This is a genomic window from Streptomyces sp. A0958, from assembly GCF_004795035.1.
Lineage (GTDB): Bacteria > Actinomycetota > Actinomycetes > Streptomycetales > Streptomycetaceae > Streptomyces.
Genome location: NZ_SSBK01000001.1, coordinates 60,878 through 84,819, shown reverse-complemented (window position 1 = coordinate 84,819; position 23,942 = coordinate 60,878). Strand labels below are relative to the sequence as shown.

General features: G+C 73.4%; 20 protein-coding genes and 1 pseudogene. 11 read left to right on the top strand and 10 right to left on the bottom strand.

Annotated elements, in window-relative coordinates:
* Nucleotides 1–384: a cold-shock protein gene (locus E6P78_RS33795; RefSeq protein WP_018554372.1), complete on the bottom strand. Its 384-nt coding sequence runs from the start codon at nt 382–384 to the stop codon at nt 1–3.
* Nucleotides 385–595: 211 nt separating this feature from the next.
* Between E6P78_RS33795 and E6P78_RS00435 the strand changes: the two genes are divergently transcribed.
* On the top strand, nt 596–829 hold the full coding sequence (locus tag E6P78_RS00435; protein WP_136201494.1) for a hypothetical protein: 234 nt from the start codon (nt 596–598) through the stop codon (nt 827–829).
* Here the strand turns inward: E6P78_RS00435 and E6P78_RS00430 are convergent.
* Together E6P78_RS00430 and E6P78_RS00425 are read right to left on the bottom strand one after the other, a co-directional pair.
* A complete protein-coding gene (locus tag E6P78_RS00430; RefSeq protein WP_168712526.1) occupies nt 826–1,449 on the bottom strand; it encodes an HAD family hydrolase in 624 nt (207 codons plus the stop codon). The two genes, E6P78_RS00435 and E6P78_RS00430, sit on opposite strands and share 4 nt — an antisense overlap.
* Nucleotides 1,450–1,581: 132 nt before the next feature.
* The gene (locus tag E6P78_RS00425) at nt 1,582–2,619 is read right to left on the bottom strand and encodes a hypothetical protein (RefSeq protein WP_136201492.1); all 1,038 of its coding nucleotides are present in this window, start codon (nt 2,617–2,619) and stop codon (nt 1,582–1,584) included.
* A gap of 75 nt (nt 2,620–2,694) precedes the next feature.
* On the opposite strand from E6P78_RS00425, the gene E6P78_RS00420 reads away from it, so the two are divergent.
* Both E6P78_RS00420 and E6P78_RS00415 read left to right on the top strand, forming a co-directional pair.
* Nucleotides 2,695–5,139: a helicase C-terminal domain-containing protein gene (locus tag E6P78_RS00420; RefSeq protein ID WP_136201491.1), complete on the top strand. Its 2,445-nt coding sequence runs from the start codon at nt 2,695–2,697 to the stop codon at nt 5,137–5,139.
* A 712-nt stretch (nt 5,140–5,851) separates the two neighbouring features.
* Nucleotides 5,852–7,495: a DNA repair helicase XPB gene (locus tag E6P78_RS00415; protein WP_136201490.1), complete on the top strand. Its 1,644-nt coding sequence runs from the start codon at nt 5,852–5,854 to the stop codon at nt 7,493–7,495.
* Between the two features lie 19 nt (nt 7,496–7,514).
* On the opposite strand, the gene E6P78_RS32590 is transcribed toward E6P78_RS00415, so the two are convergent.
* Complete coding sequence (locus E6P78_RS32590; RefSeq protein WP_168712525.1) at nt 7,515–7,691, bottom strand: hypothetical protein; 177 nt, start codon at nt 7,689–7,691, stop codon at nt 7,515–7,517.
* Nucleotides 7,692–8,066: 375 nt separating this feature from the next.
* Here E6P78_RS32590 and E6P78_RS00410 point away from each other — a divergent pair, with 375 nt between their 5' ends.
* Nucleotides 8,067–10,139, top strand: coding sequence for a UvrD-helicase domain-containing protein (locus E6P78_RS00410; RefSeq protein WP_136201489.1), 2,073 nt, complete (start codon nt 8,067–8,069; stop codon nt 10,137–10,139).
* A gap of 49 nt (nt 10,140–10,188) precedes the next feature.
* Here E6P78_RS00410 and E6P78_RS00405 read toward each other — a convergent pair whose 3' ends face one another.
* A complete protein-coding gene (locus tag E6P78_RS00405; protein ID WP_136201488.1) occupies nt 10,189–12,822 on the bottom strand; it encodes a glycoside hydrolase family 9 protein in 2,634 nt (877 codons plus the stop codon).
* 485 nt (nt 12,823–13,307) lie between these two features.
* On the bottom strand, nt 13,308–13,997 hold the full coding sequence (locus E6P78_RS00400; protein ID WP_136201487.1) for a copper homeostasis protein CutC: 690 nt from the start codon (nt 13,995–13,997) through the stop codon (nt 13,308–13,310).
* A 260-nt stretch (nt 13,998–14,257) separates the two neighbouring features.
* Here E6P78_RS00400 and E6P78_RS00395 point away from each other — a divergent pair, with 260 nt between their 5' ends.
* Nucleotides 14,258–16,558: a heavy metal translocating P-type ATPase gene (locus E6P78_RS00395; RefSeq protein WP_206307680.1), complete on the top strand. Its 2,301-nt coding sequence runs from the start codon at nt 14,258–14,260 to the stop codon at nt 16,556–16,558.
* 21 nt (nt 16,559–16,579) lie between these two features.
* Here E6P78_RS00395 and E6P78_RS00390 read toward each other — a convergent pair.
* A pseudogene (locus E6P78_RS00390) lies at nt 16,580–16,933 on the bottom strand (GNAT family protein); the annotation flags it as partial.
* A 245-nt stretch (nt 16,934–17,178) separates the two neighbouring features.
* Here E6P78_RS00390 and E6P78_RS00385 point away from each other — a divergent pair.
* Both E6P78_RS00385 and E6P78_RS00380 read left to right on the top strand, forming a co-directional pair.
* Nucleotides 17,179–17,541, top strand: coding sequence for a hypothetical protein (locus tag E6P78_RS00385; RefSeq protein WP_136201486.1), 363 nt, complete (start codon nt 17,179–17,181; stop codon nt 17,539–17,541).
* Between the two features lie 20 nt (nt 17,542–17,561).
* Nucleotides 17,562–18,143, top strand: a complete 582-nt coding sequence (locus E6P78_RS00380) for an HD domain-containing protein (protein WP_136201485.1) — start codon at nt 17,562–17,564, stop codon at nt 18,141–18,143.
* A 175-nt stretch (nt 18,144–18,318) separates the two neighbouring features.
* Here the strand turns inward: E6P78_RS00380 and E6P78_RS00375 are convergent, their stop codons facing one another.
* Entirely contained in the window at nt 18,319–18,975 is a 657-nt protein-coding gene (locus tag E6P78_RS00375; RefSeq protein WP_136201484.1) for a maleylpyruvate isomerase family mycothiol-dependent enzyme, read from the bottom strand.
* 82 nt (nt 18,976–19,057) lie between these two features.
* On the opposite strand from E6P78_RS00375, the gene E6P78_RS00370 reads away from it, so the two are divergent.
* Both E6P78_RS00370 and E6P78_RS00365 read left to right on the top strand, forming a co-directional pair.
* Complete coding sequence (locus E6P78_RS00370) at nt 19,058–19,744, top strand: hypothetical protein (RefSeq protein WP_136201483.1); 687 nt, start codon at nt 19,058–19,060, stop codon at nt 19,742–19,744.
* A gap of 93 nt (nt 19,745–19,837) precedes the next feature.
* Complete coding sequence (locus tag E6P78_RS00365) at nt 19,838–21,169, top strand: Cmx/CmrA family chloramphenicol efflux MFS transporter (RefSeq protein ID WP_168712524.1); 1,332 nt, start codon at nt 19,838–19,840, stop codon at nt 21,167–21,169.
* 9 nt (nt 21,170–21,178) lie between these two features.
* Here E6P78_RS00365 and E6P78_RS00360 read toward each other — a convergent pair whose 3' ends face one another.
* Entirely contained in the window at nt 21,179–21,454 is a 276-nt protein-coding gene (locus E6P78_RS00360; protein ID WP_136201481.1) for a DUF4031 domain-containing protein, read from the bottom strand.
* Complete coding sequence (locus E6P78_RS00355) at nt 21,451–21,819, bottom strand: hypothetical protein (protein WP_136201480.1); 369 nt, start codon at nt 21,817–21,819, stop codon at nt 21,451–21,453. The genes E6P78_RS00360 and E6P78_RS00355 overlap by 4 nt, the downstream gene beginning before the upstream one ends.
* A gap of 102 nt (nt 21,820–21,921) precedes the next feature.
* Between E6P78_RS00355 and E6P78_RS00350 the strand changes: the two genes are divergently transcribed.
* Together E6P78_RS00350 and murQ are read left to right on the top strand one after the other, a co-directional pair.
* The gene (locus E6P78_RS00350; protein WP_136201479.1) at nt 21,922–22,839 is read left to right on the top strand and encodes a MurR/RpiR family transcriptional regulator; all 918 of its coding nucleotides are present in this window, start codon (nt 21,922–21,924) and stop codon (nt 22,837–22,839) included.
* A gap of 125 nt (nt 22,840–22,964) precedes the next feature.
* Nucleotides 22,965–23,930 carry an N-acetylmuramic acid 6-phosphate etherase gene (gene murQ, locus E6P78_RS00340; RefSeq protein ID WP_136201478.1) on the top strand — a complete coding sequence of 322 codons (966 nt, stop codon included), beginning with the start codon at nt 22,965–22,967 and terminating at the stop codon, nt 23,928–23,930.
* Nucleotides 23,931–23,942 lie beyond the last annotated feature (12 nt).

Here is a 23,942-nt window from a genome sequence, read left to right as displayed (position 1 = left end):
TCAGACGTCGAGCTGGTCCGCGACCGCCCTCAGCAGGCCGGCGATCTTGGCGCCTGCGGCCTTGTCGGGGTAGCGGCCGCGCTCCAGCATCGGCGTGATGTTCTCCAGCACGGTGGTCAGGTCCTGGACGATCGACGCCAGCTCGTCCGGTTTGCGGCGCTGGGCGGCCGCGACGGACGGGGTGGGATCGAGGATCACCACGGAAAGCGCCTGGTCGCCGCGCTGGCCGGCGACCACGCCGAATTCGACGCGCTGACCGGGCTTGAGAGCGTCGACCCCGGCCGGGAGCACGGACGAGTGCACGAAGACGTCGCTGCCGTCGTCGCGGGAGAGAAAGCCGAAGCCCTTCTCACTGTTGAACCACTTGACCTTGCCAGTCGGCAAAGCACGCACCCCATCTCAACCCGTATGCCGGAACAAAGCCCTCAGCAGGTCAGGCCGTCCTGTGGTCGTGCTCCCCTGCTGGCTGAAGCCTCCACAGGTGAAGTACCCCTCGTCAAGCCTGGTCATCCGGACTGTGTCCGGAAACGGCACCTGCTTCACCCGCAGGGCGCCCGGGCACGGTTTCGCCGCACCCGGCAACTACCCTGGCGGGGTGAGCACTCCATCTTCTGGCCCGGGTGACCGGCTCGTCCGGATCGGCGCGATCGTCTTCCTCGTCGGCGCCCTCTCCACCCTCGCCACCATGGCCCCCCTCTTCCTCGGCACCCACCCGCTGCCGTCCGTCTTCTGGTCCCTGTGCATGCTGATGGGCGTCGGTTTCCTGATCGCCGCGGCGGGCGTGGTGCGGTCGGTACGGGCGGGGGCGCGGGCGCGGGCAGCGGACTAGCCCGCGTACGTCTCCAGCCACGCCGGCAGCTCCGCGAGCGACGACAGGACGGTGTCCGCCCCCGCCGCACGGAGTGCGTCCGCGTCGCACGGGCCGGTCGTCACGCCCACCGAGACCGCGTTCGCCGCGCGGGCGCCGCGTACGTCGCCTATGTGGTCGCCCACGTAGACCGTGGCGCCGTGCTCGCGCAGGGCCACCGCCTTGCCCTCCGCCCAGAGGTCGCCCACGATCACGTCGGGTTCGATGCCCAGGTGCGACAGGTGCAGCTTGGCGTTCGGCTCGTACTTGGCGGTGACGACGACAGTCCGCCCGCCCCTCTCCCGGATCGCCTCGACCGCCTCCCGGGCGCCCGGCATGGCGAGCGTCGGGGTGATCGCGTAGGCCGGGTACATCTCCCGGTACCGGTCCGCCACCGCGGGCACCTCGGCGGACGGGAACCAGTTCGCCAGCTCCTCCTCCAGCGGCGGGCCGAGGCGGCTCACCACCAGGTCGGTGTCGATCACGGCGCCCGTCTCGGCGACGAGCGCCAGGTAGGCGGCCTTGATGCCGGGGCGGGAGTCGATGAGCGTCATGTCCAGGTCGAAGCCGACCGTGAGCGGATGCGGAGCCATGACGTCCATTGTGCCGGGTCGGCCTGCGGCCGGGGGGTGGGGCGGTTACGGGCCTCGGCTCGTCCGCGCACGTGAGCCCGGGTTCCCCCCGGCGGACGGTCCCGTCCTCGAACGCCGGACGGGCTGGGGCAGGTCGCCGGGCTACCCGCGCCTCGCTCGCCACACCAGGAACACCGCCGATGCCACCGCCGCCGTGCGAATCGTCACCGGCCATACGTCGCTCAGCGCGTCCGCCATGCCGTGTTCCGGGATGGGGGCGCCCCAGCGGCCCTCCATGCGGCCCCACAGCCAGACCGCGGCGCCCGCCGCGACCACTCCGGGCAGGCCCAGGGCGGCCCACTTCGCCTCCGCGCGGGACAGTTTGCGGGAGCCGTACGCGAGCAGCCAGCCGCCCCCCAGGGCCAGCAGTGAGCCCATCACCGCTCCGGTGACCAGCAGGGCCGCCGCCAGCAGGAGCAGGGGGTGGGAGAAACCCCGGCGGGAGGCGGGGGCCGCCGCCTCGGTGGAGCGGGAGCGGCGGGACACCTTCGGCAGCCATCGCCTCCGCCTCCGCTCCGGGAGCGCGGCCTCCTCGTCCTCCGGGACCTCGGACTCTTGGAACGCCTCCGGTTCCTCGTCCTCCGCTTCCTCCTCAGGCGCCGGAGGTCTCAGGAGTGCCGGGATCTCGATCCCGCCCCGGAAGCCGGGGACCTCCGTCCCCGCCCCGAACTCGTCGAACGGGCCCGGCTCGACGCGCCACCACTCCGTTTCGCCGCCGTCGGGACTCAGCTCGTCCGTGCCGGCCCGGTGCGGGGCGGAGGTCTGCGGCGGTGCCGGTGCCGGCTTCCGCTCCTGCGACGCGCCCTTGCGGAGGAGGTCCTTCCGGCGGAGCTTCGGCCGGCGGGGGCCCGGGATGCCGGTGGCCTCCGGCCGGTCCTCCTCCCGGGCCTGCGGCACCGGCGCCGCCACGCCCGTCCTCGACGCCGCCTCGACCAGTTCGTCCGGCGTGCCGAGCGCCCCGATGATGCGGCGTACCGCCCCGGGCGTGTCCGCCGCCTGCGCCCTGCGCTGCCGTTCGATCTCGCCCCGGAGCTCCGACACGAGCCGCATCCGGGTGCCCGAGGACAGCTGTTGCTGCTGTGCCAGGTCGCCGATCCGGCTCAGATAGTCGTAGACCAGCTGGTCGCTCTCGATCCCCACGCGATGGTTCCCCTCTACCGCCCTGCACCGACGGTAGCGCCCTCGCGGCTGTCCGGAGCGACTACCGTGGGGCGGATGGGGACGACCACACCACCGCGCACGCTCGCCGAGGCTCTGCGCGCCCGGGACGACGAGTCACTGGCCGGGCTGCTGCGGGCGCGGCCCGATCTCCTCTCCCCCGTGCCGGGCGACATCACCCAGCTCGCCACGCGGGCCGGCACCCGTGCGTCCGTGGTCCGCGCCCTGGAACACCTCGACCGGTTCGCCCTGCAGGCCGCCGAGGCGCTGGCGGTCGCGCCCGACCCCGCCCCGTACGCGACCCTGCTCGGCCTGCTCACCGGTGACGGGCAGGACGACGGCGAGCAGCGCGACGACGCGGGCGCCGCGATCGTGGCCGCGCTGCCCGGCGCCCTCGGGACCTTGCGCGAACAGGCCCTGGTGTGGGGCGAGGACGACCGGCTGCGCCTGGTGCGTACGGCCAGGGAGCTGCTGTCGCCGTCGCCGCAGCACCCCTCCCCCACCGGTCTCGGGCCGACCGTCGCCGAGGCCACCGCCGGTATGTCGCCGGGCCGGCTCCAGGAGATCCTGGCCGCCGCCGGGCTGCCCGCCACCCACGACCCGGTCTCCGCGGTGACCGCCCTGACCACGCTGTTCACCGACCGCACCCGGATGGGCGAACTCCTCGACACCGCCCCCATGGAGGCCCTGTCGGTACTCGACCGGCTCGTGTGGGGTCCGCCGTACGGGGAGGTGACGCCGAACCCGACCCCGCCCGTGAAGTGGCTGCGCGACCGGGGCCTCCTGCTGCCCGTCTCGACCCGCACCGTCGTGCTGCCCCGCGAGGCCGCGCTGCACCTGCGGGCCGGGCGCGCCCACCGGGTGCCCGAGCCGCGGCCGCCCGCCGTGGCCGCCGCCGCCGAACGCGATCCACAGGCTGTGGACAGCGCCGCGGCCGGCCAGGCGTTCCTGGCGGTCACCACCGTCGAGGAACTGCTCAAGACCTGGAACGGCGGCGGTCCCACCGTCCTGCGGGCCGGCGGGCTCAGCGTCCGCGAGCTGAAGAAGACCGCCACCGCGCTGGACGTCTCCGAACCCGTCGCCGCGTTCTGGGTCGAACTCGCCTACGCGGCCGGGCTGCTGGCCTCCGACGGCGAGACGGACGAGCGGTACGCGCCGACCCCCGCGTACGACGACTGGGCCGAGCTGCCCGCCCAGGACCGCTGGGTCTCCCTCGCCACCGCCTGGCTCACCGCCACCCGCACCTCCGGCCTGGTCGGCGGCCAGGACGCGAAGGGCCGGGCCCTGTCCGCCCTCGGCTCCGACCTCGACCGCTCCGCCGCGCCCGAGGTCCGCCACCGCGTCCTCGCCCTGCTCGCCGAGCTGCCCGCCGGCACCGCACCCGACCCCGAGACCGTGCTCGCCCGGCTCCGCTGGGAACGCCCGCTGCGCGGGGCCGCCGCGACCGCCGGGGACGCCATGGACCTGCGGTCCCGGCTCGCCCTGTGGACGCTGAACGAGTCCGAACTCCTCGGCATCACCGGGCGCGGCGCGCTCGCCTCCCAGACCCGCGCGCTGCTCACCGGCGGGCCCGCCGAGGCCGCCGCCCGGCTCGCCCCGCTCCTCCCCGAACCCCTCGACCACGTCCTCCTCCAGGCCGACCTCACCGCCGTCGCCCCCGGCCCGCTGGAACGCCCCCTCGCCGAGATGCTCGGCGCGCTCGCGGACATCGAGTCGAAGGGCGGCGCGACGGTGTACCGGTTCACGCCCGGGTCCGTGCGCCGCGCCCTGGACGCCGGGCAGACCGCCGCCGACCTGCACGCCTTCCTCGCCGCGCACAGCCGTACGCCGGTGCCGCAGCCGCTCAGCTACCTGATCGACGACGTGGCCCGCCGCCACGGGCACCTGCGGATCGGCGCCGCCTCCGCGTACGTGCGCTGCGACGACGAGGCCGTCCTCAACGAGATCCTCGCCGACAAGCGGTCCGCCGCGTTGCGGCTGCGCCGGCTCGCGCCCACCGTCCTGGCCGCCCGCACCGATCCGGCGTCCCTCCTCGACGGGCTGCGCGACATGGGCTACGCGCCCGCCGCGGAGTCCGCCGACGGCGACGTCCTGATCACCCGCGCCGGCGCCCACCGCACCCCGCCGCGCTCCGCCCCCGTCCCCGTCCCCGAGGGCCCGCCCGTGCCCGACCCCACGCTCCTCGGCGCGGCGGTCCGGGCGATCCGGGCCGGGGACACCGCCGCGACGGTGGTCCGCAAGGACGCCGAAACCACCGCGTCGCCCGGCGGCGCCCTGCCCCGCACGACCCCCGCCGAGACCCTGGTCACCGTCCAGGCCGCCGCGATGACCGGCTCCGCGGTCTGGATCGGCTACGTCAACGCGGAAGGCGCCGCGAGCCAGCGCGTGATCGCCCCGGTCCGGGTGGAGGGCGGCTTCGTCACCGCGTACGACCACACGGCGGACGAGATCCGCACGTACCCCCTCCACCGGATCACGGGGGCGGCGGAGCTGGCGGAGTAGGGCGCGCTGCCCTGACCCTGGGCGCGGGGTTCCGTCCTCAATCGCCGGACGGGCGTGGCCCTTGGGCGGGCGGCGTCCTCGGTGCCTCCCCGGTCCGGGGCGGAGGGTTCCGTCCTCAAGCGCCGGACGGGCTCGGATGTGCGGGTGCCCCGCGGGGTGCGGGTCGCCTTTTCCCGGTGGGTGGGGTCCGGGGTCCCTCCGGGGAGACTCCTCGGACGACGAACGTTCGGCGGGTACGCAGCGGCACCCGGGTATCCGTTCGTCGTCCTGCGGGGACTCCCCTGCACGCCCCCGAACACCCGTCGCGCGCCTGCGACAGACGTACCACCGGCGTCAAGACGCACAACCGGCCGGGTGGGGGCGTGCAGGGCAGTCCCCGCAGAAAATGGCGTACGACCCGGGTCCTCCACGTACCCGGGCGAACACGCCGTTTTTGAGGAGTCTGCCCGGAGGGCCCCCACCCCCACCCACCGGACAGGAGGCGACCCGCACCCCGCGGAGGCGACCCGCACAAACCCAGCCCGTCCGGCGCTTGAGGACGGAACCCCGCACCCCGGAAAGGCGCAAGCCCAAGGATGCCGCCCGCCCAAGGGCCCAGCCCGTCCGGCGATTGAGGACGGAACCCCCCGCCCCGGACCGGGGCAAGCCCCGACACGCCCGCCCCCACATACGGCACACTGGACGTTTCCCCCAACTGAAAGGGCCGAAGCGCGTGAGCGGACCCCTCATCGTCCAGAGCGACAAAACGCTCCTTCTGGAGGTCGACCACGAGCAGGCCGACGCCTGCCGCAGGGCCATCGCGCCGTTCGCGGAGCTGGAGCGCGCGCCCGAGCACATCCACACCTACCGGCTGACCCCGCTCGGGCTGTGGAACGCCCGAGCGGCAGGGCACGACGCCGAGCAGGTCGTGGACGCGCTCGTGAAGTACTCCCGCTACCCCGTACCGCACGCGCTGCTCGTCGACATCGCCGAGACGATGGACCGGTACGGCCGCCTCACGCTGTCGAAGCACCCCGTGCACGGCCTGGTGCTGACGACGACGGACCGGCCGGTGCTGGAGGAGATCCTCCGGTCGAAGAAGGTCCAGCCGCTGGTCGGGGCGCGGATCGACCCGGACACCGTGGCGGTGCACCCGTCCGAGCGCGGGCAGGTCAAGCAGACGCTGCTGAGGCTGGGCTGGCCGGCCGAGGACCTCGCGGGGTACGTGGACGGCGAGGCGCACCCCATCGAGCTGGACGAGAGCGGCTGGGCGCTGCGGCCGTATCAGCAGCAGGCCGTGGAGGGGTTCTGGCACGGCGGGTCCGGGGTCGTCGTGCTGCCGTGCGGCGCGGGCAAGACGCTGGTCGGGGCGGGCGCGATGGCGCAGGCGAAGGCGACGACGCTGATCCTGGTGACGAACACCGTCTCGGCCCGGCAGTGGAAGCACGAGCTGGTGAAGCGGACGTCGCTGACCGAGGACGAGATCGGCGAGTACAGCGGGACGCGGAAGGAGATCCGGCCGGTCACGATCGCCACGTACCAGGTGCTGACGACGCGCCGGAAGGGCGTCTACCCGCACCTGGAGCTGTTCGACTCCCGTGACTGGGGGCTGGTGATCTACGACGAGGTGCACCTGCTGCCGGCGCCGGTCTTCAAGTTCACGGCGGATCTCCAAGCGCGCCGCCGGCTCGGGCTGACGGCGACGCTGGTGCGGGAGGACGGGCGCGAGTCGGACGTCTTCTCGCTGATCGGGCCCAAGCGGTTCGACGCCCCGTGGAAGGAGATCGAGGCGCAGGGCTACATCGCCCCGGCGGACTGTGTCGAGGTCCGGGTCAATCTGACGGACTCGGAGCGGCTGGCGTACGCGACCGCCGAGACGGAGGAGAAGTACCGGTTCTGCGCGACGACCGCGACGAAGCGGAAGGTCACCGAGGCGCTGGTGCGCAAGCACATGGGCGAGCAGACACTTGTCATCGGGCAGTACATCGACCAGCTCGACGAGCTGGGTGAGCACCTGGACGCCCCGGTGATCAAGGGCGAGACGAGCAACGCCCAGCGCGAGAAGCTGTTCGAAGCCTTCCGGCAGGGCGAGCTGAACGTGCTGGTGGTGTCGAAGGTGGCGAACTTCTCGATCGACCTGCCGGAGGCGACGGTCGCCATCCAGGTGTCGGGGACGTTCGGTTCGCGCCAGGAGGAGGCGCAGCGCCTGGGCCGGGTGCTGCGGCCGAAGGCGGACGGGCACGAGGCGCGGTTCTACTCGGTCGTCGCGCGCGACACGATCGACCAGGACTTCGCGGCGCACCGCCAGCGGTTCCTGGCCGAGCAGGGCTACGCGTACCGGATCGTCGACGCGGACGAGCTGCTGTCGGAGAGCTGAGGGGCGGGGCGGGGGCGCTTCAGCGCGTACGCCGTACCCCCGCCTCCTGCGCGTACTCGCCGAGGACGACGACGCCGAACGCGGCCCGGGCGAGGACCTTGACGGCGCGCAGGGCGCCGGAGGCGCGGTTGCCGTGGGGGTGACCGGGGGCCGCGGTGGCGCCGGTCCTTCGCGGGTTCAGGGTGACGGTACTCATGTGTCCATGGTGCTCCGGGCGGGCGGGCCGGGGCGTCGGCCCGGAGTCGGAAGCCCGGGGCGGCGTGCGTACGCCTGGGGTCGCACGGTGTCCCCTACGGGACGGACGGGGCCGCGGGAGGGCCGTAATCCGTTCGCGCGCGGGACGGCCCGCCGGTACACTCGCCGCTCTGCCCGCCTCCCGCACCGTGGTACCGGCGGCCCGTGAGGGCCCGCGCCGGCAGCCGGGGGAGCGCCGCCGACCGGACGGAAACCGGCCGACAACCGTACGTGCGCCCCCGTACGTACCAGTGATCGATCCCCGAGCGGACCGCATCGCCCCTTGCCGGGGCGGGCTGCGGTCCGCCGTCCTGCGTTGAATGCCGGAGGCAACACCGTGCCCGCGCACGAATTCGAGAGCGACACCACCACCGACCCCCTCGCGCACGAGCGCGCCCATCTCGCGGCCTCGCGCGCCGCGCTGCGCGCCATGCGGGAGGACGCCCAGGCCCTGGACATCACCGATGTCACGGCGAACTGGGTGAACGCGGCCGTACTACAGGCGCAGATCGACGAGCGGATCAAGTCGCTCGCCGACCTCGCGCACACCCCGCTGTTCTTCGGACGCCTGGACTACCTCCACGTGGTCGGGGCCGAGGAGGCGGAGGGTGCGGAGGGCGAGCAGTTCTACATCGGGCGCCGCCATGTCCATGATGCCGTCGGGGACCCGATGGTCATCGACTGGCGTGCGCCGGTCTCGCAGCCGTTCTACCGGGCGTCCCGCAACGACCCGCTGGACGTCGGCCGCAGGCGCCGTTTCGGTTACACGGGCGGTGACCTGACCGCGTACGAGGACGAGCACCTGACCGACCCTGCGGAGGCCGAGCAGACGAGCAAGCTGCTCCAGGCGGAGATCGAGCGGCCCCGTGTCGGCCCGATGCGGGACATCGTGGCGACGATCCAGCCGGAGCAGGACGAGATCGTCCGCAGCGGGCTGGGCGGCACGGTCTGTGTGCAGGGAGGGCCCGGCACCGGGAAGACGGCCGTGGGCCTGCACCGGGTGGCGTATCTGCTGTACGCGCACCGCGAGCGGCTGGCCCGCACCGGCACCCTGGTCGTCGGGCCGAACCGGTCGTTCCTGCACTACATCGAGCAGGTGCTGCCGGCCCTCGGTGAGCTGGAGGTGAAGCAGGCGACCGTCGAGGACCTGGTGGGCGCGCAGGTCGAGGTCCGGGGCACGGACGAGGCGCGGGCCGCCGTCGTGAAGGGCGACGCGCGGATGGCCGAGGTGCTGCGGCGGGCGCTCAGGTCGCATGTGACGCTGCCGACGGAGCCGGTGATGGTGGTGCGCGGCTCGCGGCGCTGGCGGGTTCCGGCGTACGAGATCGAGGAGATGGTCCAGGAGTTGCTGGCCCGCGACATGCGGTACGGGGCGGCGCACGAGGCGCTGCCGCAGCGCATCGCGCACGCGGTGCTGGTGCGGATGGAGGAGGCGGGCGAGGCGCCCGACGACCGGGTGCAGAACGCGGTGGCCCGCACCCCCGCGGTGAAGGCGGCGGTGAAGGCGGTCTGGCCGGCGGTGGACCCGGCGAAGCTGGTGCTGCGGCTGCTGTCGGACCCGGAGTTCCTGGCGGCGCACGCGGAGGGGCTGCTGTCCGAGGACGAGCAGAAGGCGATCCTGTGGACGAGGCCGGCCCGCGGCGTGAAGTCCGCGAAGTGGTCGGCGGCGGACGCGGTGCTGATCGACGAGGCGGCGGACCTGGTGGCGCGTACGCACTCGCTGGGCCATGTCGTGATCGACGAGGCGCAGGACCTGTCCCCCATGCAGTACCGGGCGGTCGGCCGCCGCTGCTCGACCGGTTCGGCGACCGTGCTCGGCGACCTGGCGCAGGGCACGACGCCGTGGTCGACGCAGAGCTGGGAGCAGGCGCTGCACCACCTGGGCAAGGCGGACGCGGTGGTGGAGGAGCTGACGGCGGGCTTCCGCGTGCCGCGCGACGTGATCGCGTACGCCTCCCGGCTGCTGCCGGTGATCTCGCCGGGGCTCACGGCGGTGGAGTCGGTGCGTGAGTCGCCCGGTTCGCTGTCGGTGCGGCGGGTGGCGGACGCGGAGGCGCTGGACGCGGCGGTGGTCGCGGCGTGCGAGGAGTCGCTCGGGCACGAGGGGTCGATCGGCCTGATCGCCGCGGACGCGCGTATCCCGGCGCTGGCCGGGGCGCTGGCGGCGGCCGGGCACTCCTGCCTGTCCCCGGGCCAGGAGACGACCGCCGAGTCCCGGCTGACCCTGGTCCCGGCGTCGCTGGCGAAGGGCCTGGAGTACGACTACGTGGTGCTGGACGAACCGGCGGCGGTGGTCGACGGGGAGCCGGACGAGCGCACGGGCCTGCGCCGGCTGTACGTGGGGCTGACCCGTGCGGTGTCCGGCCTGATGGTGCTTCACTCGGCGCCGTTGCCGGAGGAGTTGGCGTAGAGGGGAGCGGGGGCGGGGGGTCGCTCGTCCACCCCCGCCCCCGCCCCGGTCAGCCGGCCGTGCAGGCCCTCCCGTTCAGCTTGACCGTGCCCGGGTCGGCCGCCGGGCCCGAGAGGCTGCTGTTGAACCCGAAGTCGACCGAGGCGCCGGGCGCGATGCTCCGGTTCCAGGACAGCGGCGTGGCCGTCACGGTCCGCCCGTACTGGGTGAGTTCGGCGCTCCAGGTGTGGCTGAGCTTCTGGTCGCCGGGGAGCAGCCAGGTCAGGGACCAGGGGGTGACGGCCTCGGTGCCGGTGTTCTTCACCGTGACCGTGGTGGTCGAGCCGGTGCTCCACGGGTGCGAGGAGTACGTGACCCGGCAGGCGCGGTCCGGGCCCGCGCCGTCGCCGGCATCGTCCAGGTAGGAGGCGACGAAGGCGAGCGGGGCGTTCCAGTTGATGGCGACCTCGTTGGTGGCGTACGAGCCGTTGTCGTCGAGGTAGCACATGGCGGCGGCGCAGCCCTTGAGCTTCGCCGCGGCCTCGGGGTCGCCGGAGGTGGGGGCGGTGAGGTTGGGGCCGCCCGCGAGGGAGCCGGCCGGCGGGTGGGGCAGGGCGGGGTCGGACTCGTGCGCCCAGAACCGGTGGTGCTGGTTCTGGGAGGAGCGCTCGCCGTACCCGGTGACGTAGGACTGGTTGAGCGGGTTGCGCCCGAACAGGTAGTCCGCGCCGCGCAGGACGGCGTCGCGGTAGGTGGCGTCGCCGGTGAGGTCGGCGGCGGTGGCCAGCACGATCATGTTGTTCAGGACCTGGCTGTTGGAGCCCCAGGTGTAGTTCTGGCCCGCGGGGGCGTACGGCACGCCGTACAGCTGGTCCCGGGTCTGCCGTGCGTAGCGGTCGGCGGCGGTGGTGACCACGGAGCGGACGTCGGCGAGCTGGCCGGCGGTCAGGTCGTTGGGCACGGTGGCCAGGGTCAGCACGCCGAGCCCGGCGGTCCCGCCCCACCACATGCCGCCGTCGGCGGGGAAGGCCGCGTCGGTGTCGCCGTGCAGCGGGGAGTCGAGCAGGGCCCGGCGGTAGGTGTCCTTGCCGGTGGTGGTGAACAGCTCGGCGGCGGCCCAGTAGAACTCGTCGCTGACGTCGTTGTCCTCGTAGGTGCCGCCTCCGACGCCGTCGGCCGGGTCCGCGAGCACGTCCGGGTGGGCCTTCGCCGCGGCCCACGCCGTCTCGGCGGCGGTGCGGCAGCGGGCCGCGAAGTCCGCGTCGAACGGGGCGTAGAGCCGGGCGCACTGGGCGGCGGTCGCGGCGAGGTTGAGGGTGGCGGCGGTGGTCGGCGGGTGCAGTTCGCGCTGCTCGGGGTCCAGTTCGGGCCGCATCGGCAGGCCGGTCCACTGGGCGTCGTGCACCTTGTGGTGGACCATGCCGGCCAGCGGGTTCCCGGCCGGGACCTGCATGCGCAGCATGAAGTCCAGCTCCCAGCGCGCCTCGTCCAGGATGTCGGGCACGCCGTTGCCGTGCTCGGGCACCCGCAGCGCGCCGTCACCGAGTTCGGCGGACTCCGCCCCGTCGGCGGTCAGGGTCCGCTCGTAGGTGTCCATGAGCTCGGCCACCGCGATGCCGCCGTTGACGACGTACTTGCCGTGGTCACCGGCGTCGTACCAGCCGCCCCGCACATCGAGCCGGTAGTCGCAGACCCCGGCCTGACACGGCACGTCCGTGTCGCCCTTGTTGGGCGCGACGTCCAGGTGGCCCGCCGGGCGCGCGTACTCCTCACCGACGAGGGCCGCGTCGATCTCGATGCCGCTGCGGTTCTGGTAGAAGTACGCGAGCGAGTCGGAGCGCAGGCTGTCGTAGAGGTCGGCGCGGATCGAGAAGGGCTCGCTGACCTGCCCGTCCGCCTCGACGGTGAAGCCGTCCCCGGTGGCGGTGACGTCGCTGAAGTCGAAGGTGTGGACGTTCTGCCGGGAAGTCGGGTCCTCCCCGCCCGGCGCGGTCGTCCCGCTCGCGACCGTCGAGCCGTCGGTCGCCTTGAGCTTCCACGGCAGCGGGTCGGTCGCGTCGGTGACCAGGGTGCCGGTCTTGGGGCCCTTGGGGAGGTAGCCGACCTGGTTGACGCGGACCGGCGAGCCGGTGTCGGGCTCGTACACGGGCGGTTCGGCGCCGCCGCGCAGGGACACGTCGTCCACGCAGAAGGTGGCCGCCTCGGCGCTGCCGCCGATCTGGAAGGCGACCTGGGCGGCGTCCCGGTCGGCGGTCGCGGTGAAGACGTGGGTGACGGGGACCGCCTCGGCGCCGATGCGGTCGGTCGCGGAGAGGTCGGTGGTGTACGGCTCGGTGGCCATCTGCACGTTGGTGTGGATGGACAGCGGGACGGTGGAGGTGGCCGTGTAGGTGAGGGTGTACGTCTCCCCGGCGATGAGCGGGATGTCGTTCTGGCCGACGATCGCGTCCCACGGGTTGGCGGTTCCCGCCTCCACGTCGGCGCAGAGCCGGCCGTCGACGACCGCGGCGGGCGCGTTGGCCGTCCACCACCAGGGCGCGGTCCCGGCGGAGAAGTCGCCGTTGGTGATCTGTTCCGGGGGGTCGTCGTCCGCGGCGGCGGCGCCGGGCGCGGTGAGGACGCCGCCGAAGAGCGCGGCGAGGGCCAGTACTCCGAGCGCGCGGTGTCTGCGGCGTGCGGGGGACGGGGGTGGGGAGGCGTTCACCGGGGGCCTTTCGTCAGAGCGGGTGGGGTGTGACGGGCAGCCGAGCGGAGGCAGGGCAATGGGAGCGCTCCCACGACAGACGGGCATGCCGGGGAGGCGCATCATGGGAGCGTTCCCATCGCCGCGCAGCCATTGTGGAGCGGGGTGCCGCTGTTGCGCCAGGGTCATGACAGCCAGACCTTGAAACCGCACCCGGGCCGCATCGCGCGACAGCCATGCCCCCCGGCGTGCACCCGCGAGCGAGACCGGGTGGGGGCGCGCAGGGAAGTCCCCGCAGAAAATGGCGTACGACCCGGGCCCCCCACGTACCCGGGCGAACACGCCATTTTTGAGGAGTCTGCCCGGAGGGCCCCCACCCCACCCACCAGGTGGAGGCGACCCGCACCCCGCGGAGGCGACCCGCACAAACCCAGCCCGTCCGGCGCTTGAGGACGGAACCCCGCGCCCCGGAAAGGGGCAGGCCCAAGATGCCGCCCGCCCAAGGGCTACGCGTCGAGCACGTCCCGCCACTCGCGTACCGCCGCCGCGTCCACCGGTCCGGACCAGCCGCCCGGGCGGGCGGCGCCGCCGATGTGCACGGCGTCGATGCCCGCGTCCAGCAGCTCCGGCAGGTGGTCCAGGCGCAGGCCGCCGCCGACGAGGATCTGCGGCTCGTATCCCGGCTCACCCTTGCGTGCGGCCTCGACCAGCAGCGTGGGAATGCCCTCGTCCACCCCGGCGGCCGACCCCGCGGTGAGGTACGTGTCCAGTCCGGGCAGGTCCGCGAGGGCCTTGCGCAGGGCGTCCCGGTCGGCGGCGCGGTCGATCGCGCGGTGGAACGTCCACTGACAGCCCTCCAGCTCGGCGACGAGCCGTTCGACCGCGACCAGGTCGGGGTTGCCGTCCGCGTCCAGGAAGCCGAGCACGAACTCCTCCGCACCCTCGCCCCGCAGCTCGCGCGCCTTGCGTACGAGTACGTCGACGTCGCCGGCCGCGAAGCCCTCGGCGACCCTGAGCATCACGCGCAGCGGAATGTCCACCGCGGCGCGGATCGCCGCGAAGGTCGCACAGGACGGGGTCAGGCCGTCCGCCGCCATGTCGGTGACCAGCTCAAGCCGGTCCGCACCACCCGCCTGGGCAGCGACCGCGTCCTCCGCGTCGAGAGCGATCACCTCCAGGACTGCACGGTTGCTCATGGGAACCCAATCCTCCAGGAAGCAGCTACAGGTCTAGTCCAATGGCCAGCCTACGGGGCGGTAGGCCGGGGGCGCAGCCCTCACCGTGAACGTGAAGATACGCGAGGTCAAACGCACGCCGAGCGACCGGCCACGCGCGGCCCGCGCTCAGACGAAGGATCACCCTTGCGTTCACATAGGGCCCGGGGGTATACCTGAATCGGAAGCAGGTACCCCCAGGGGGTATAAAACCAGTCCGCATCGATCGCGAGGAGGGCCCCGTGTCCGCACAGACCGCAGCCACCACCGGCCCCACCACGCCGGACGCCACCGGTGCCGGCGTCGCCGCAGAGGTCGAGCTCGCCATCGGGGGCATGACGTGTGCCTCGTGTGCGGCCCGTATCGAGAAGAAGCTCAACCGGATGGACGGCGTCACCGCCACCGTCAACTACGCCACCGAGAAGGCCCGCGTCAGCTACCGGGACGCCGACGTCTCCGTACAGGACCTCATCGCCACGGTCGAGAGGACCGGCTACACCGCGCACGAGCCCGCTCCCCCGGCGCGTGCCGAGGACGCGTCCGCCGCCCCGGCCGAGGAGGCGGACGAGCTGCGTCCGCTGCGGCAGCGGCTGGTCACGGCCGTCGTGCTCGCGGTGCCGGTGATCGCGATGGCGATGATCCCGGCGCTCCAGTTCGACTACTGGCAGTGGCTCTCGCTCACCCTCACGGCGCCCGTCGTCACTTACGCCGCCTGGCCCTTCCACCGGGCCGCGTGGACCAACGCCCGGCACGGCGCGGCCACGATGGACACGCTGATCTCGGTCGGCACCTCGGCCGCGTTCCTGTGGTCGGTGTGGGCGCTGTTCTTCGGCACCGCCGGGATGACCGGCATGACGCACCCCTTCGAGCTGACCATCGGCCGCGGCGACGGCGCCGGGAACATCTACCTCGAAGCAGCAGCAGGCGTCACCGCGTTCATCCTCGCCGGGCGCTGGTTCGAGGCCCGCTCCAAGCGGAAGGCGGGCGCCGCGCTGAAGGCGCTCCTTGAGCTCGGCGCGAAGGAGGTCACCGTCCTGCGCGGCGGCCGTGAGGTGACCGTGGACACGGCGGACCTCCGGGTCGGCGACCGCTTCCTGGTCCGTCCGGGCGAGAAGATCGCCACGGACGGCGTGGTCGTGGAGGGCAGTTCGGCGGTGGACGCGTCGATGCTCACCGGCGAGTCCGTGCCCGTGGAGGTCGCCGCCGGCGACGCGGTGACCGGTGCCACGCTGAACGCGGGCGGCCGGCTCGTCGTCGAGGCGACCCGAATCGGCGCCGACACGCAGCTGGCCCGGATGGCGAAGCTGGTCGAGGACGCGCAGAACGGCAAGGCCGCGGCGCAGCGGCTGGCCGACCGGATCTCGGCGGTGTTCGTCCCCGTGGTGATCGTGCTCGCGCTCGGCACGCTGGTCTTCTGGCTGAGCAACGGGGCCGGGCTGACGGCCGCGTTCACGGCAGCCGTCGCCGTCCTGATCATCGCCTGCCCGTGCGCCCTGGGCCTCGCCACACCGACCGCCCTCATGGTCGGTACCGGGCGCGGCGCCCAGCTGGGCATCCTGATCAAGGGCCCCGAGGTCCTGGAGTCCACCCGCCGCGTCGACACGATCGTCCTCGACAAGACGGGCACGGTCACCACCGGCCGGATGACGCTCCAGGCCGTCCACACCGCCCCCGGCACCACCGAGGCCGACGTCCTGCGCCTGGCCGGCGCCCTGGAACACGCCTCCGAGCACCCCATCGCCCAGGCCGTCGCCACCGGCGCCACCGACCGCACCGGCGCCCCCCTCCCCACCCCCCAGGACTTCACCAACATCCCCGGACTCGGCGTCCGGGGCACCGTCGAAGACCACGCCGTCCTCGTCGGACGCCCCCGGCTGCTCACCGACACCGGAATGAACCTCCCCGACACACTGACCGTCGCACTGACGCAGGCCGCCACTCAGGGACGTACGGCAATCGCGGTCGCCTGGGACGGCGAGGCGCGCGCGGTGCTGGAGGTGGCCGACGCGGTGAAGGACACCAGCGCGGAGGCGATCGGGCGGCTGCGCGGGCTCGGCCTGACCCCGATCCTGCTGACCGGCGACAACCGGGCGGTGGCCGAGGCGGTCGCGGCCGAGGTCGGGATCGACCAGGTGTACGCGGAGGTCATGCCGCAGGACAAGGTCGACGTCGTCAAGCGCCTTCAGGCCGAGGGCCGTTCGGTGGCGATGGTCGGTGACGGGGTGAACGACGCGGCGGCCCTGGCCCAGGCCGACCTGGGCCTGGCGATGGGCACCGGCACCGACGCGGCGATCGAGGCGGGCGACCTGACCCTGGTGCGCGGGGACCTGCGGGCGGCGGCGGACGCGATCCGGCTGGCGCGCCGGACGCTCGGCACCATCCGGACGAACCTGTTCTGGGCGTTCGCGTACAACGTGGCCGCGCTGCCGCTGGCCGCGGCGGGGCTGCTGAACCCGATGATCGCGGGCGCGGCGATGGCGTTCTCGTCGGTGTTCGTGGTCGGCAACTCGCTGCGGCTGCGGGGGTTCCGGGCGGGGGTTTAAGGCCTCTCCGGGCGGCCGGGCTCAGCCTCCGAGAGGGAGCCGGGGCCCCGGCCGCCCGCCGCCGCGTCCGCGTGCGATGCGCTCCTCCAGGCGGGCCCGTACGTCCGGCCATTCCTGCGCCGTGATCGAGAACATCGCGGAGTCCCGCAGCCGGCCGTCCTCGCCGGGCGCCCATGACCGGGACCAGTTGCGCAGGGCGCCCTCGAAGCGCGCGCCCACCGATTCGATCGCGGCCCGCGACCGGCTGTTGCGCGCGTCCGTCTTCAGGTCGACCCGCGCCACCCCCCATACCTCGAACGCGCGCCGGAACAGCAGGTACTTGGCCTCGGTGTTCACGCCGGTGCCCTGGGCGGACGTTGCCGGTGAGCTCCCGATGTCGCGTTCCCTCGGTCAGACGAGATGGTGCCGCCGACGAAGCTCCGGGCGGCCGTCGATCCAGTAGACGTGACCCTCCGGGGATTCCCGAGGCGACATCGTGGACGGCGCACGCTCTGCACAGCCGCCGCGACCTGGTTTCCGCGCGCGGATGGACACCGCACTGGGCTACGGCCCGGTCAACTGCCGCCGCCTTGGTTTGGCTTGGTGATCAGCAGCCGCTACTGGACTTCATCGAGAGGGGCTTGGCGGGAGACGACTGCGCCGAGAACGCAAACCTCAACTACTGGGCATACTGGCTCGGTTCGATCCAGGAGCCGCAACCGGACGACGACTTCATGCGGCATGGGCCGACCGGCTGGGACCCCGTACGGCTCCTGCGCGGGCTCGCCGCCGGCCTCCACCAAGCCCCGGCGTACATGGACCTGTACGTCCATTCCCTGTGGGCCCTGCTGAGTGCCAACCCCTGGCTCCCCCTGGCAGACGCCGTCCTGACGGGCAGGCTGGCCACACACACCGCCAGGCTCCTCGACCACGGCGGGATCTCTCGGCGGGCGAGTCGAGAACTCAGCGCGGTGCATTACGTTCTACGCAAGAACCGCACATGACACATCGGAGGGCGCATTTCATGGCGGATGCAGAGCAGGAGCAGGCAAAGGGCACCGCGGGCTTCCTGCTGGAGATGGGGATGCTCAAGCGCGCCAAGCGGAGCGGCTGGTGGATCGCCGGGGTGAAGGACCCCGAAACCATCGCCGAGCACAGCTTCAGAGTCGCGCTCATCGGCTCCGTGCTCGCCATGATGGAGGGCGCAGACCCGGCGAAGACGGCCCTCCTCGGCCTGTGGCACGACACCCAGGAGACCCGCGTCAGCGACATCCCGCACATCGGCCGCCGCTACCTAGAAGCCGCCGGCAACGAAAAGGTCACCGCTGACCAGGTATCCGCCGCGCACCCGGCCGTGAAGGCCGGCGCCCAGCGGATCGTTGAGGAGTACGAGAACGGCGACTCCCTCGAAGTCATCTGCGCGCACGACGCCGACAAGCTCGAATGCCTCATCCAAGCCGTCGAATACCGCGAACAGGGATGTTCGAACGTTCAGCCCTGGATCGACAGCAGCATCGCCAAGCTCAAGACAGCGTCCGCCCAGTCCCTCGCCGACGCCGCGCTCACCATGACCTCGATCGAATGGCAGAAAACGTACCTGCCCTGACCGCAGGAGTGGCCGACCCCGCGTTCAACGCGGACGGCGCCGTGACGATGCGGATCATCGCCGACCACTTCGGCCTGCCCGCCACGGGATGAGCGCCACGGGATGAGCGCCACCGGGTGAACGCCACCGTGCAAGGGCCGGGCAGGCCGGGCAGGCCGGGCGGGCCGGGCGGGTCTCAGCCGAAGATGTTCAGCTCGCTCTCGCGCGCCCCGTCCAGCTCGTACCGCGTGCCGGTCAGCGGCCGTCCCGCGTACAGCCGGATCAGGGTCGCGCCGTCCCCGGTGTACCGGGCGGGCTCCCGGTCGTCCTGCCGCGCGCCGAGCGTCAGCTCCGTCGTGGCGCCGGTCAGCCGGGCGGTGAGCGGGAGCGTCTTCCGGCTGCGGGTCACGGCCGCGAGGAGGGCGAGGGCGGGGGCGAGCCCGGGGCCCTCGTAGGCGCCCTTCAGGCCGAACGCCTCTCGTACGTCCCCGGCGTGCACCCACTCGCCGAGCGCGATCGCGTCCATCGGCCCGCCCGCCGCCGCGATGACCGGTCCGGCCTCGGTCATGCCGCGCTCCAGCTCGTCCACCACCTGCGCATTCGTCCAGCCGGCCCGGTCCGCGATGTCACGGTCGTTTGCCTCGGGGCTGAACACCCCCCGCTCGAACCGGCTCTCCACCACCCTGTTCAAGGCGGCCCCGCAGTGCGCGAGGACGTCCCGCACGGTCCAGCCGGGGCAGGCGGTGCGCAGCTCGAAGTCGCGGTCGCAAGCGTCCCGAAGCAGCGGTACGAAGAGATCGCGCTCGGTGCGCAGAAGGAGTCCGGGCAGTTCGGGATCGCGCGCGTCAGCCATGCACCCAACATAACCTCCGCGCCAGGGCGGGGACTTGGGAAGGCCCGTGCCGGCAGCGCCTGCCGGGCCTACCCTCGTACGCATGACGGACGACAACCCGAAGACGGGTGCCGGGACCCCCTCCGGCGGCGCGGACGCGCTCCGCGCGCGCTGGCGCGAGGCGCTGGTCGCGGCCCGGGGCGGCGAGGCCGGGCCCGACCCGCTGCCGTACGCCGACAACCTCCTGGCGCGCTGGGCCGAGCCGCAGCGCAGGTACCACACCACCGCCCATCTGGCGGCGGTCCTCGACCGGGTCGACACGCTCGCCGGTCATGCCGCCGACGCGGACGCGGTGCGCCTGGCGGCCTGGTTCCACGACGCGGTCTACCGGCCCGACCGCTCGGAGAACGAGGAGCGCAGCGCCGCCCTCGCCGAGCGCGCGCTGCCCGAGGCCGGGGTGCCGGACGCGGTCGTGGCGGAGGTCGCCCGGCTCGTCCGGCTCACCGTCACGCACGACCCGGACGCCGGCGACACCGACGGCGAGGTGCTGTGCGACGCGGACCTGGCGATCCTGGCGGCGGCGCCGAAGGAGTACGCGGAGTACGCGGCCCAGGTGCGCGAGGAGTACGGCTTCGTCCCGGACGAGGCGTTCCGGGAGGGTCGGGCGGCAGTGCTGCGGCAGCTCCTGGGGCTGCCCCGGCTGTTCCGTACGCCGTACGGGACGGCCGAGTGGGAGCCGAGGGCGCGGCAGAACCTGCTGACCGAGCTGGAGCTGCTGACCGGCGTGTGACCCCGGCGGGAGTAAGCGCCGTCGGGAATGCCAGGGATGTTTTCGCTGTTGGCAGCTGTCATGCCCGACTCTGCCGCTCGCAGCCGCTCCCGTATGCCCTTGGCCGTCTACATCCTCGGCCTCTCGGTCTTCGCCCTCGGAACGAGCGAGTTCATGCTCTCCGGGCTGCTGCCGCCGATCGCTGATGACATGAACGTGTCGATCCCGCGGGCCGGGCTCCTGATATCCGCCTTCGCGATCGGCATGGTGATCGGTGCCCCGCTGCTCGCCGTGGCGACGCTCCGGCTGCCGCGCCGCACCACGCTCATCGCGCTGATCTCGGTCTTCGGCCTCGGGCAGGTCGCGGGCGCGCTCGCGCCGACGTACGAGGTGCTGTTCGTGTCCCGGGTGGTCAGCGCGTTCGCGTGCGCCGGTTTCTGGGCCGTCGGCGCGGCCGTCGCCATCGCGATGGTGCCGGTGAACGCGCGGGCCCGCGCCATGGCAGTGATGATCGGCGGGCTGTCCATCGCCAACGTGCTGGGCGTGCCGCTCGGAGCCTTCCTCGGGGGGAACCTCGGCTGGCGTTCGGCGTTCTGGGCGGTCGGCGCGGCGTCGGCCGTGGCCCTGGCCGGCGTGATGACGCTGATCCCGCGCATCCCGGTCCCGGACGAGAAGCCGCAGCTGAGGCGCGAGGTGGGCATCTACCGCGACCGGCAGGTGTGGCTGTCGATCGTGATCACGGCGCTCGCGGCGGGCGGTGTGTTCTGCGCGTTCAGCTATCTCGCGCCGCTGCTGACGGATGTCGCCGGACTCGACTCGGGCTGGGTGCCGACCGTGCTCGCGCTGTTCGGGATCGGGGCGCTGATCGGTACGACGATCGGCGGCCGGGTCGCGGACGCGCACCTCTTCGGGGTGCTGCTGAGCGGGATCGCGGCGTCCACGGTGTTCCTGGCCGCGCTCGCGCTGTTCGCCTCGAACCAGGCGGCCGTCATCACGCTGTCGTTCCTGCTGGGCCTGTCGGCGTTCTACACGGCCCCGGCCCTGAACGCCCGGATGTTCAACGTGGCGGGCGCCGCCCCGACCCTCGCGGGGGCGACGACGACCGCCGCGTTCAACCTGGGCAACACCGGCGGGCCCTGGCTGGGCGGCGCGGTGATCGACGCCGACTTCGGGTTCGGGGCGACCGCGTGGGCGGGGGCGGCGATGACGGTGGCGGCGCTGGTGGCCGTGGTCGTCTCCCTGCGGCTCCAGCGGGCGCGCGGCGCGGCGACCCGGCTGATCGCGACGGGTGCGGTGGTGCAGGACGCGGCGATGGAGGGCACGGCGGCGCAGGGCGCTGCGATGGAGGGCACGGCGGCGCAGGGCACGGCGGTGGAGGGCGCTCCGGCGCAGGGCGCTCCGGCGCAGGGCACGGCGGTCGAGTCCGCCGACTGCGCGACCGGCTGAGCCGGAGTCTCACGCGCCCGGGGCGGGGCGTCCCTTCGGGCGGCGCAGGCCGGCCTCGGTGATGCGGCGGACCAGTTCCTTGGAGCCGATCTGCCGGGCGCCCGCCCGCACCGCGTCCTCGTACCGGGCGGCCGGGATGTCGTAGTGGTCCCGCTCGAAGGCCCGGGGCGGGCAGCCGATGGACGCCGCGAAGGCGTGCAACTCGTCGAACGACACATCGCTGACCAGGTGCGACCAGAACCGGCCGTGTCCGGGCCAGTCCGGCGGGTCGATGTAGAGCGTCACGGCCGCAGTATCCCGCTGAGACCGCCGACCGGGGCGACCGCGACCGCGGCCTTGGTGCAGACCCAGTGCGGGTGCGGGCCGAGCTCCGGCTCGACGTCCAGGGCGTGCGGGTCGCCCGCGTCGCAGACCGGGCACAGCGGCCAGCGGCCGTACCGCTCCAGCAGCGCGTCCTGCACGTCCTGGGCGACCAGGCCCACGACGAACTCGGCGCCCTCCGGCCACTGCTCCACCCACCAGCGGCGGTGCGTCACCGCGTCCTCGACCATCGAGACGATCTGCGCCTCGGCGACCTCCCCGGCGGCGAGGTCGGCCATGACGAGTGCGCGGGCGGTGTGCAGCGCCTGCTCCAGACGGTTCGGCTCCATGCAGCCATTGTCCACCTGCCCGGCGGGGATACCGCGGCTTCTGCCACAGGTAGGGACCAAAGGGGGGTTGACGGACTCCGGGATTGAAAATATCTTTCAAAGATGACCAATGACCTGAAGGAAAGTTTCAGCCCGGACTCGCCGCCGGCCCCGGCCGCCCTGGCCGCCAAGGTGCGGACGCTGTCGCCGTCCATGACCCGTTCCATGCAGCGGGTCGCCGAGGCCGTCGCCGGCGACCCGGCCGGCTGCGCCGCCCTGACGGTCACCGGTCTCGCCGAGCTCACCGGCACCAGCGAGGCCACCGTGGTCCGCACCGCCCGCCTCCTCGGCTACCCCGGCTACCGCGACCTGCGCCTCGCGCTCGCCGGTCTCGCCGCCCACCAGGAGTCCGGCCGGGCCCCCGCCGTCACCGCGGACATAGCGGTGGACGACCCGATCGCCGATGTGGTCGCCAAGCTGGCCTACGACGAGCAGCAGACCCTCGCCGACACGGCCGCCGGGCTCGACACCGTGCAGCTCGGCGCCGCCGTCGCCGCCGCCGCCACGGCCCGCCGGATCGACATCTACGGGGTGGGCGCCTCCTCCCTCGTCGGCCAGGACCTGGCCCAGAAGCTGTCCCGGATCGGCCTGATCGCCCACTCCCACATGGACCCGCACCTCGCGGTGACCAACGCCGTGCAGCTGCGCTCCGGTGACGTGGCCATCGCGATCACGCACTCCGGCTCGACGGGCGACGTCATAGAGCCGCTGCGGGTCGCCTTCGACCGGGGCGCGACGACGGTCGCGATCACCGGCCGCCCCGACGGCCCGGTCACGCAGTACGCGGACCACGTCCTGACCACGTCCACGGCCCGCGAGAGCGAGCTGCGCCCAGCCGCCATGTCGAGCCGCACCAGCCAGCTCCTGGTCGTGGACTGCCTGTTCATAGGGGTCGCGCAGCGTACGTACGAGACGGCGGCCCCGGCCCTCGCCGCCTCCTACGAGGCGCTGGCCCACCGCCACAACCCCCGCACCCGCTGACCCCCACCGAACCACTCCGACACCCGCACCCGCTGACCCTCACCGAACCACTCCGGCACCCGCACCCGCACCCGCACCCGCACCCGCAGAACCGCACGCGTTTCGAGAAAGCAGAGCCGCCCTCCATGACCTCCCTCACCGACGCCGACACCGCCACCCCCGACGGATACGGGGAGCTGCGCGCCCAGCTCGCCACCCTCACCACCGAGGCGTTCCGCCCGGAGTTCGCCGAGATCGACCGGCTGGCCACCCCGGAGATCGCCCGGATCATGAACGGCGAGGACGGGACCGTTCCCACCGCCGTCGCCGCCCGGCTCCCCGAGATCTCCGCCGCGATCGACGCCACCGCGGAGCGCATGGCCCGCGGCGGCCGGCTGATCTACGCGGGCGCCGGCACCGCGGGCCGGCTCGGCGTGCTGGACGCCAGCGAGTGCCCGCCCACCTTCAACACCGACCCGGCCGACGTCATCGGCCTCATCGCGGGCGGCCCGTCCGCGATGGTCACCGCGGTGGAGGGGGCCGAGGACAGCAAGGAGCTGGCCGCCGCCGACCTCGAAGCGCTGGGGCTGACCGCGAAGGACACGGTGGTCGGCATCTCCGCCTCCGGCCGCACCCCGTACGCGATCGGGGCCGTCGAGCACGCCCGCGCGAAGGGCGCCCTGACCCTCGGCCTGTCGTGCAACGCGGACTCCGCGCTGGGCGCCGCCGCCGAGCACCCGCTCGAAGTCGTCGTCGGCCCCGAGCTGCTGACCGGCTCCACCCGGCTCAAGGCGGGCACGGCCCAGAAGCTCGTCCTCAACATGATCTCCACGATCACGATGATCCGGCTCGGCAAGACGTACGGGAACCTCATGGTCGACGTGCGTGCCTCCAACGAGAAGCTGCGCGCCCGTTCGCGGCGGATCGTCTCGCTGGCCACCGGTGCGACGGACGAGGAGATCGAGACGGCCCTCGCCGCCACCGACGGCGAGGTGAAGAACGCCATCCTGACCATCCTCGGCCAGGTCGACGGACCCACCGCCGCCGCGCTCCTGTCCGCGTCGGACGGCCACCTGCGCGCCGCGCTCGCCGCCGCCCCCCGTACCACCTGACCCACCCCCGCA

Coding starts and splice junctions, on each gene's coding strand:
- E6P78_RS00430 (WP_168712526.1), bottom strand. CDS start 1,449: ATGGACGTCATGGCTCCGCATCCGCTCACGGTCGGCTTCGACCTGGAC.
- E6P78_RS00420 (WP_136201491.1), top strand. CDS start 2,695: ATGGGGACGACCACACCACCGCGCACGCTCGCCGAGGCTCTGCGCGCC.
- E6P78_RS32590 (WP_168712525.1), bottom strand. CDS start 7,691: ATGAGTACCGTCACCCTGAACCCGCGAAGGACCGGCGCCACCGCGGCC.
- E6P78_RS00400 (WP_136201487.1), bottom strand. CDS start 13,997: ATGAGCAACCGTGCAGTCCTGGAGGTGATCGCTCTCGACGCGGAGGAC.
- E6P78_RS00380 (WP_136201485.1), top strand. CDS start 17,562: ATGGCGGATGCAGAGCAGGAGCAGGCAAAGGGCACCGCGGGCTTCCTG.
- E6P78_RS00375 (WP_136201484.1), bottom strand. CDS start 18,975: ATGGCTGACGCGCGCGATCCCGAACTGCCCGGACTCCTTCTGCGCACC.
- E6P78_RS00370 (WP_136201483.1), top strand. CDS start 19,058: ATGACGGACGACAACCCGAAGACGGGTGCCGGGACCCCCTCCGGCGGC.
- E6P78_RS00365 (WP_168712524.1), top strand. CDS start 19,838: ATGCCCTTGGCCGTCTACATCCTCGGCCTCTCGGTCTTCGCCCTCGGA.
- E6P78_RS00355 (WP_136201480.1), bottom strand. CDS start 21,819: ATGGAGCCGAACCGTCTGGAGCAGGCGCTGCACACCGCCCGCGCACTC.
- E6P78_RS00350 (WP_136201479.1), top strand. CDS start 21,922: ATGACCAATGACCTGAAGGAAAGTTTCAGCCCGGACTCGCCGCCGGCC.
- murQ (WP_136201478.1), top strand. CDS start 22,965: ATGACCTCCCTCACCGACGCCGACACCGCCACCCCCGACGGATACGGG.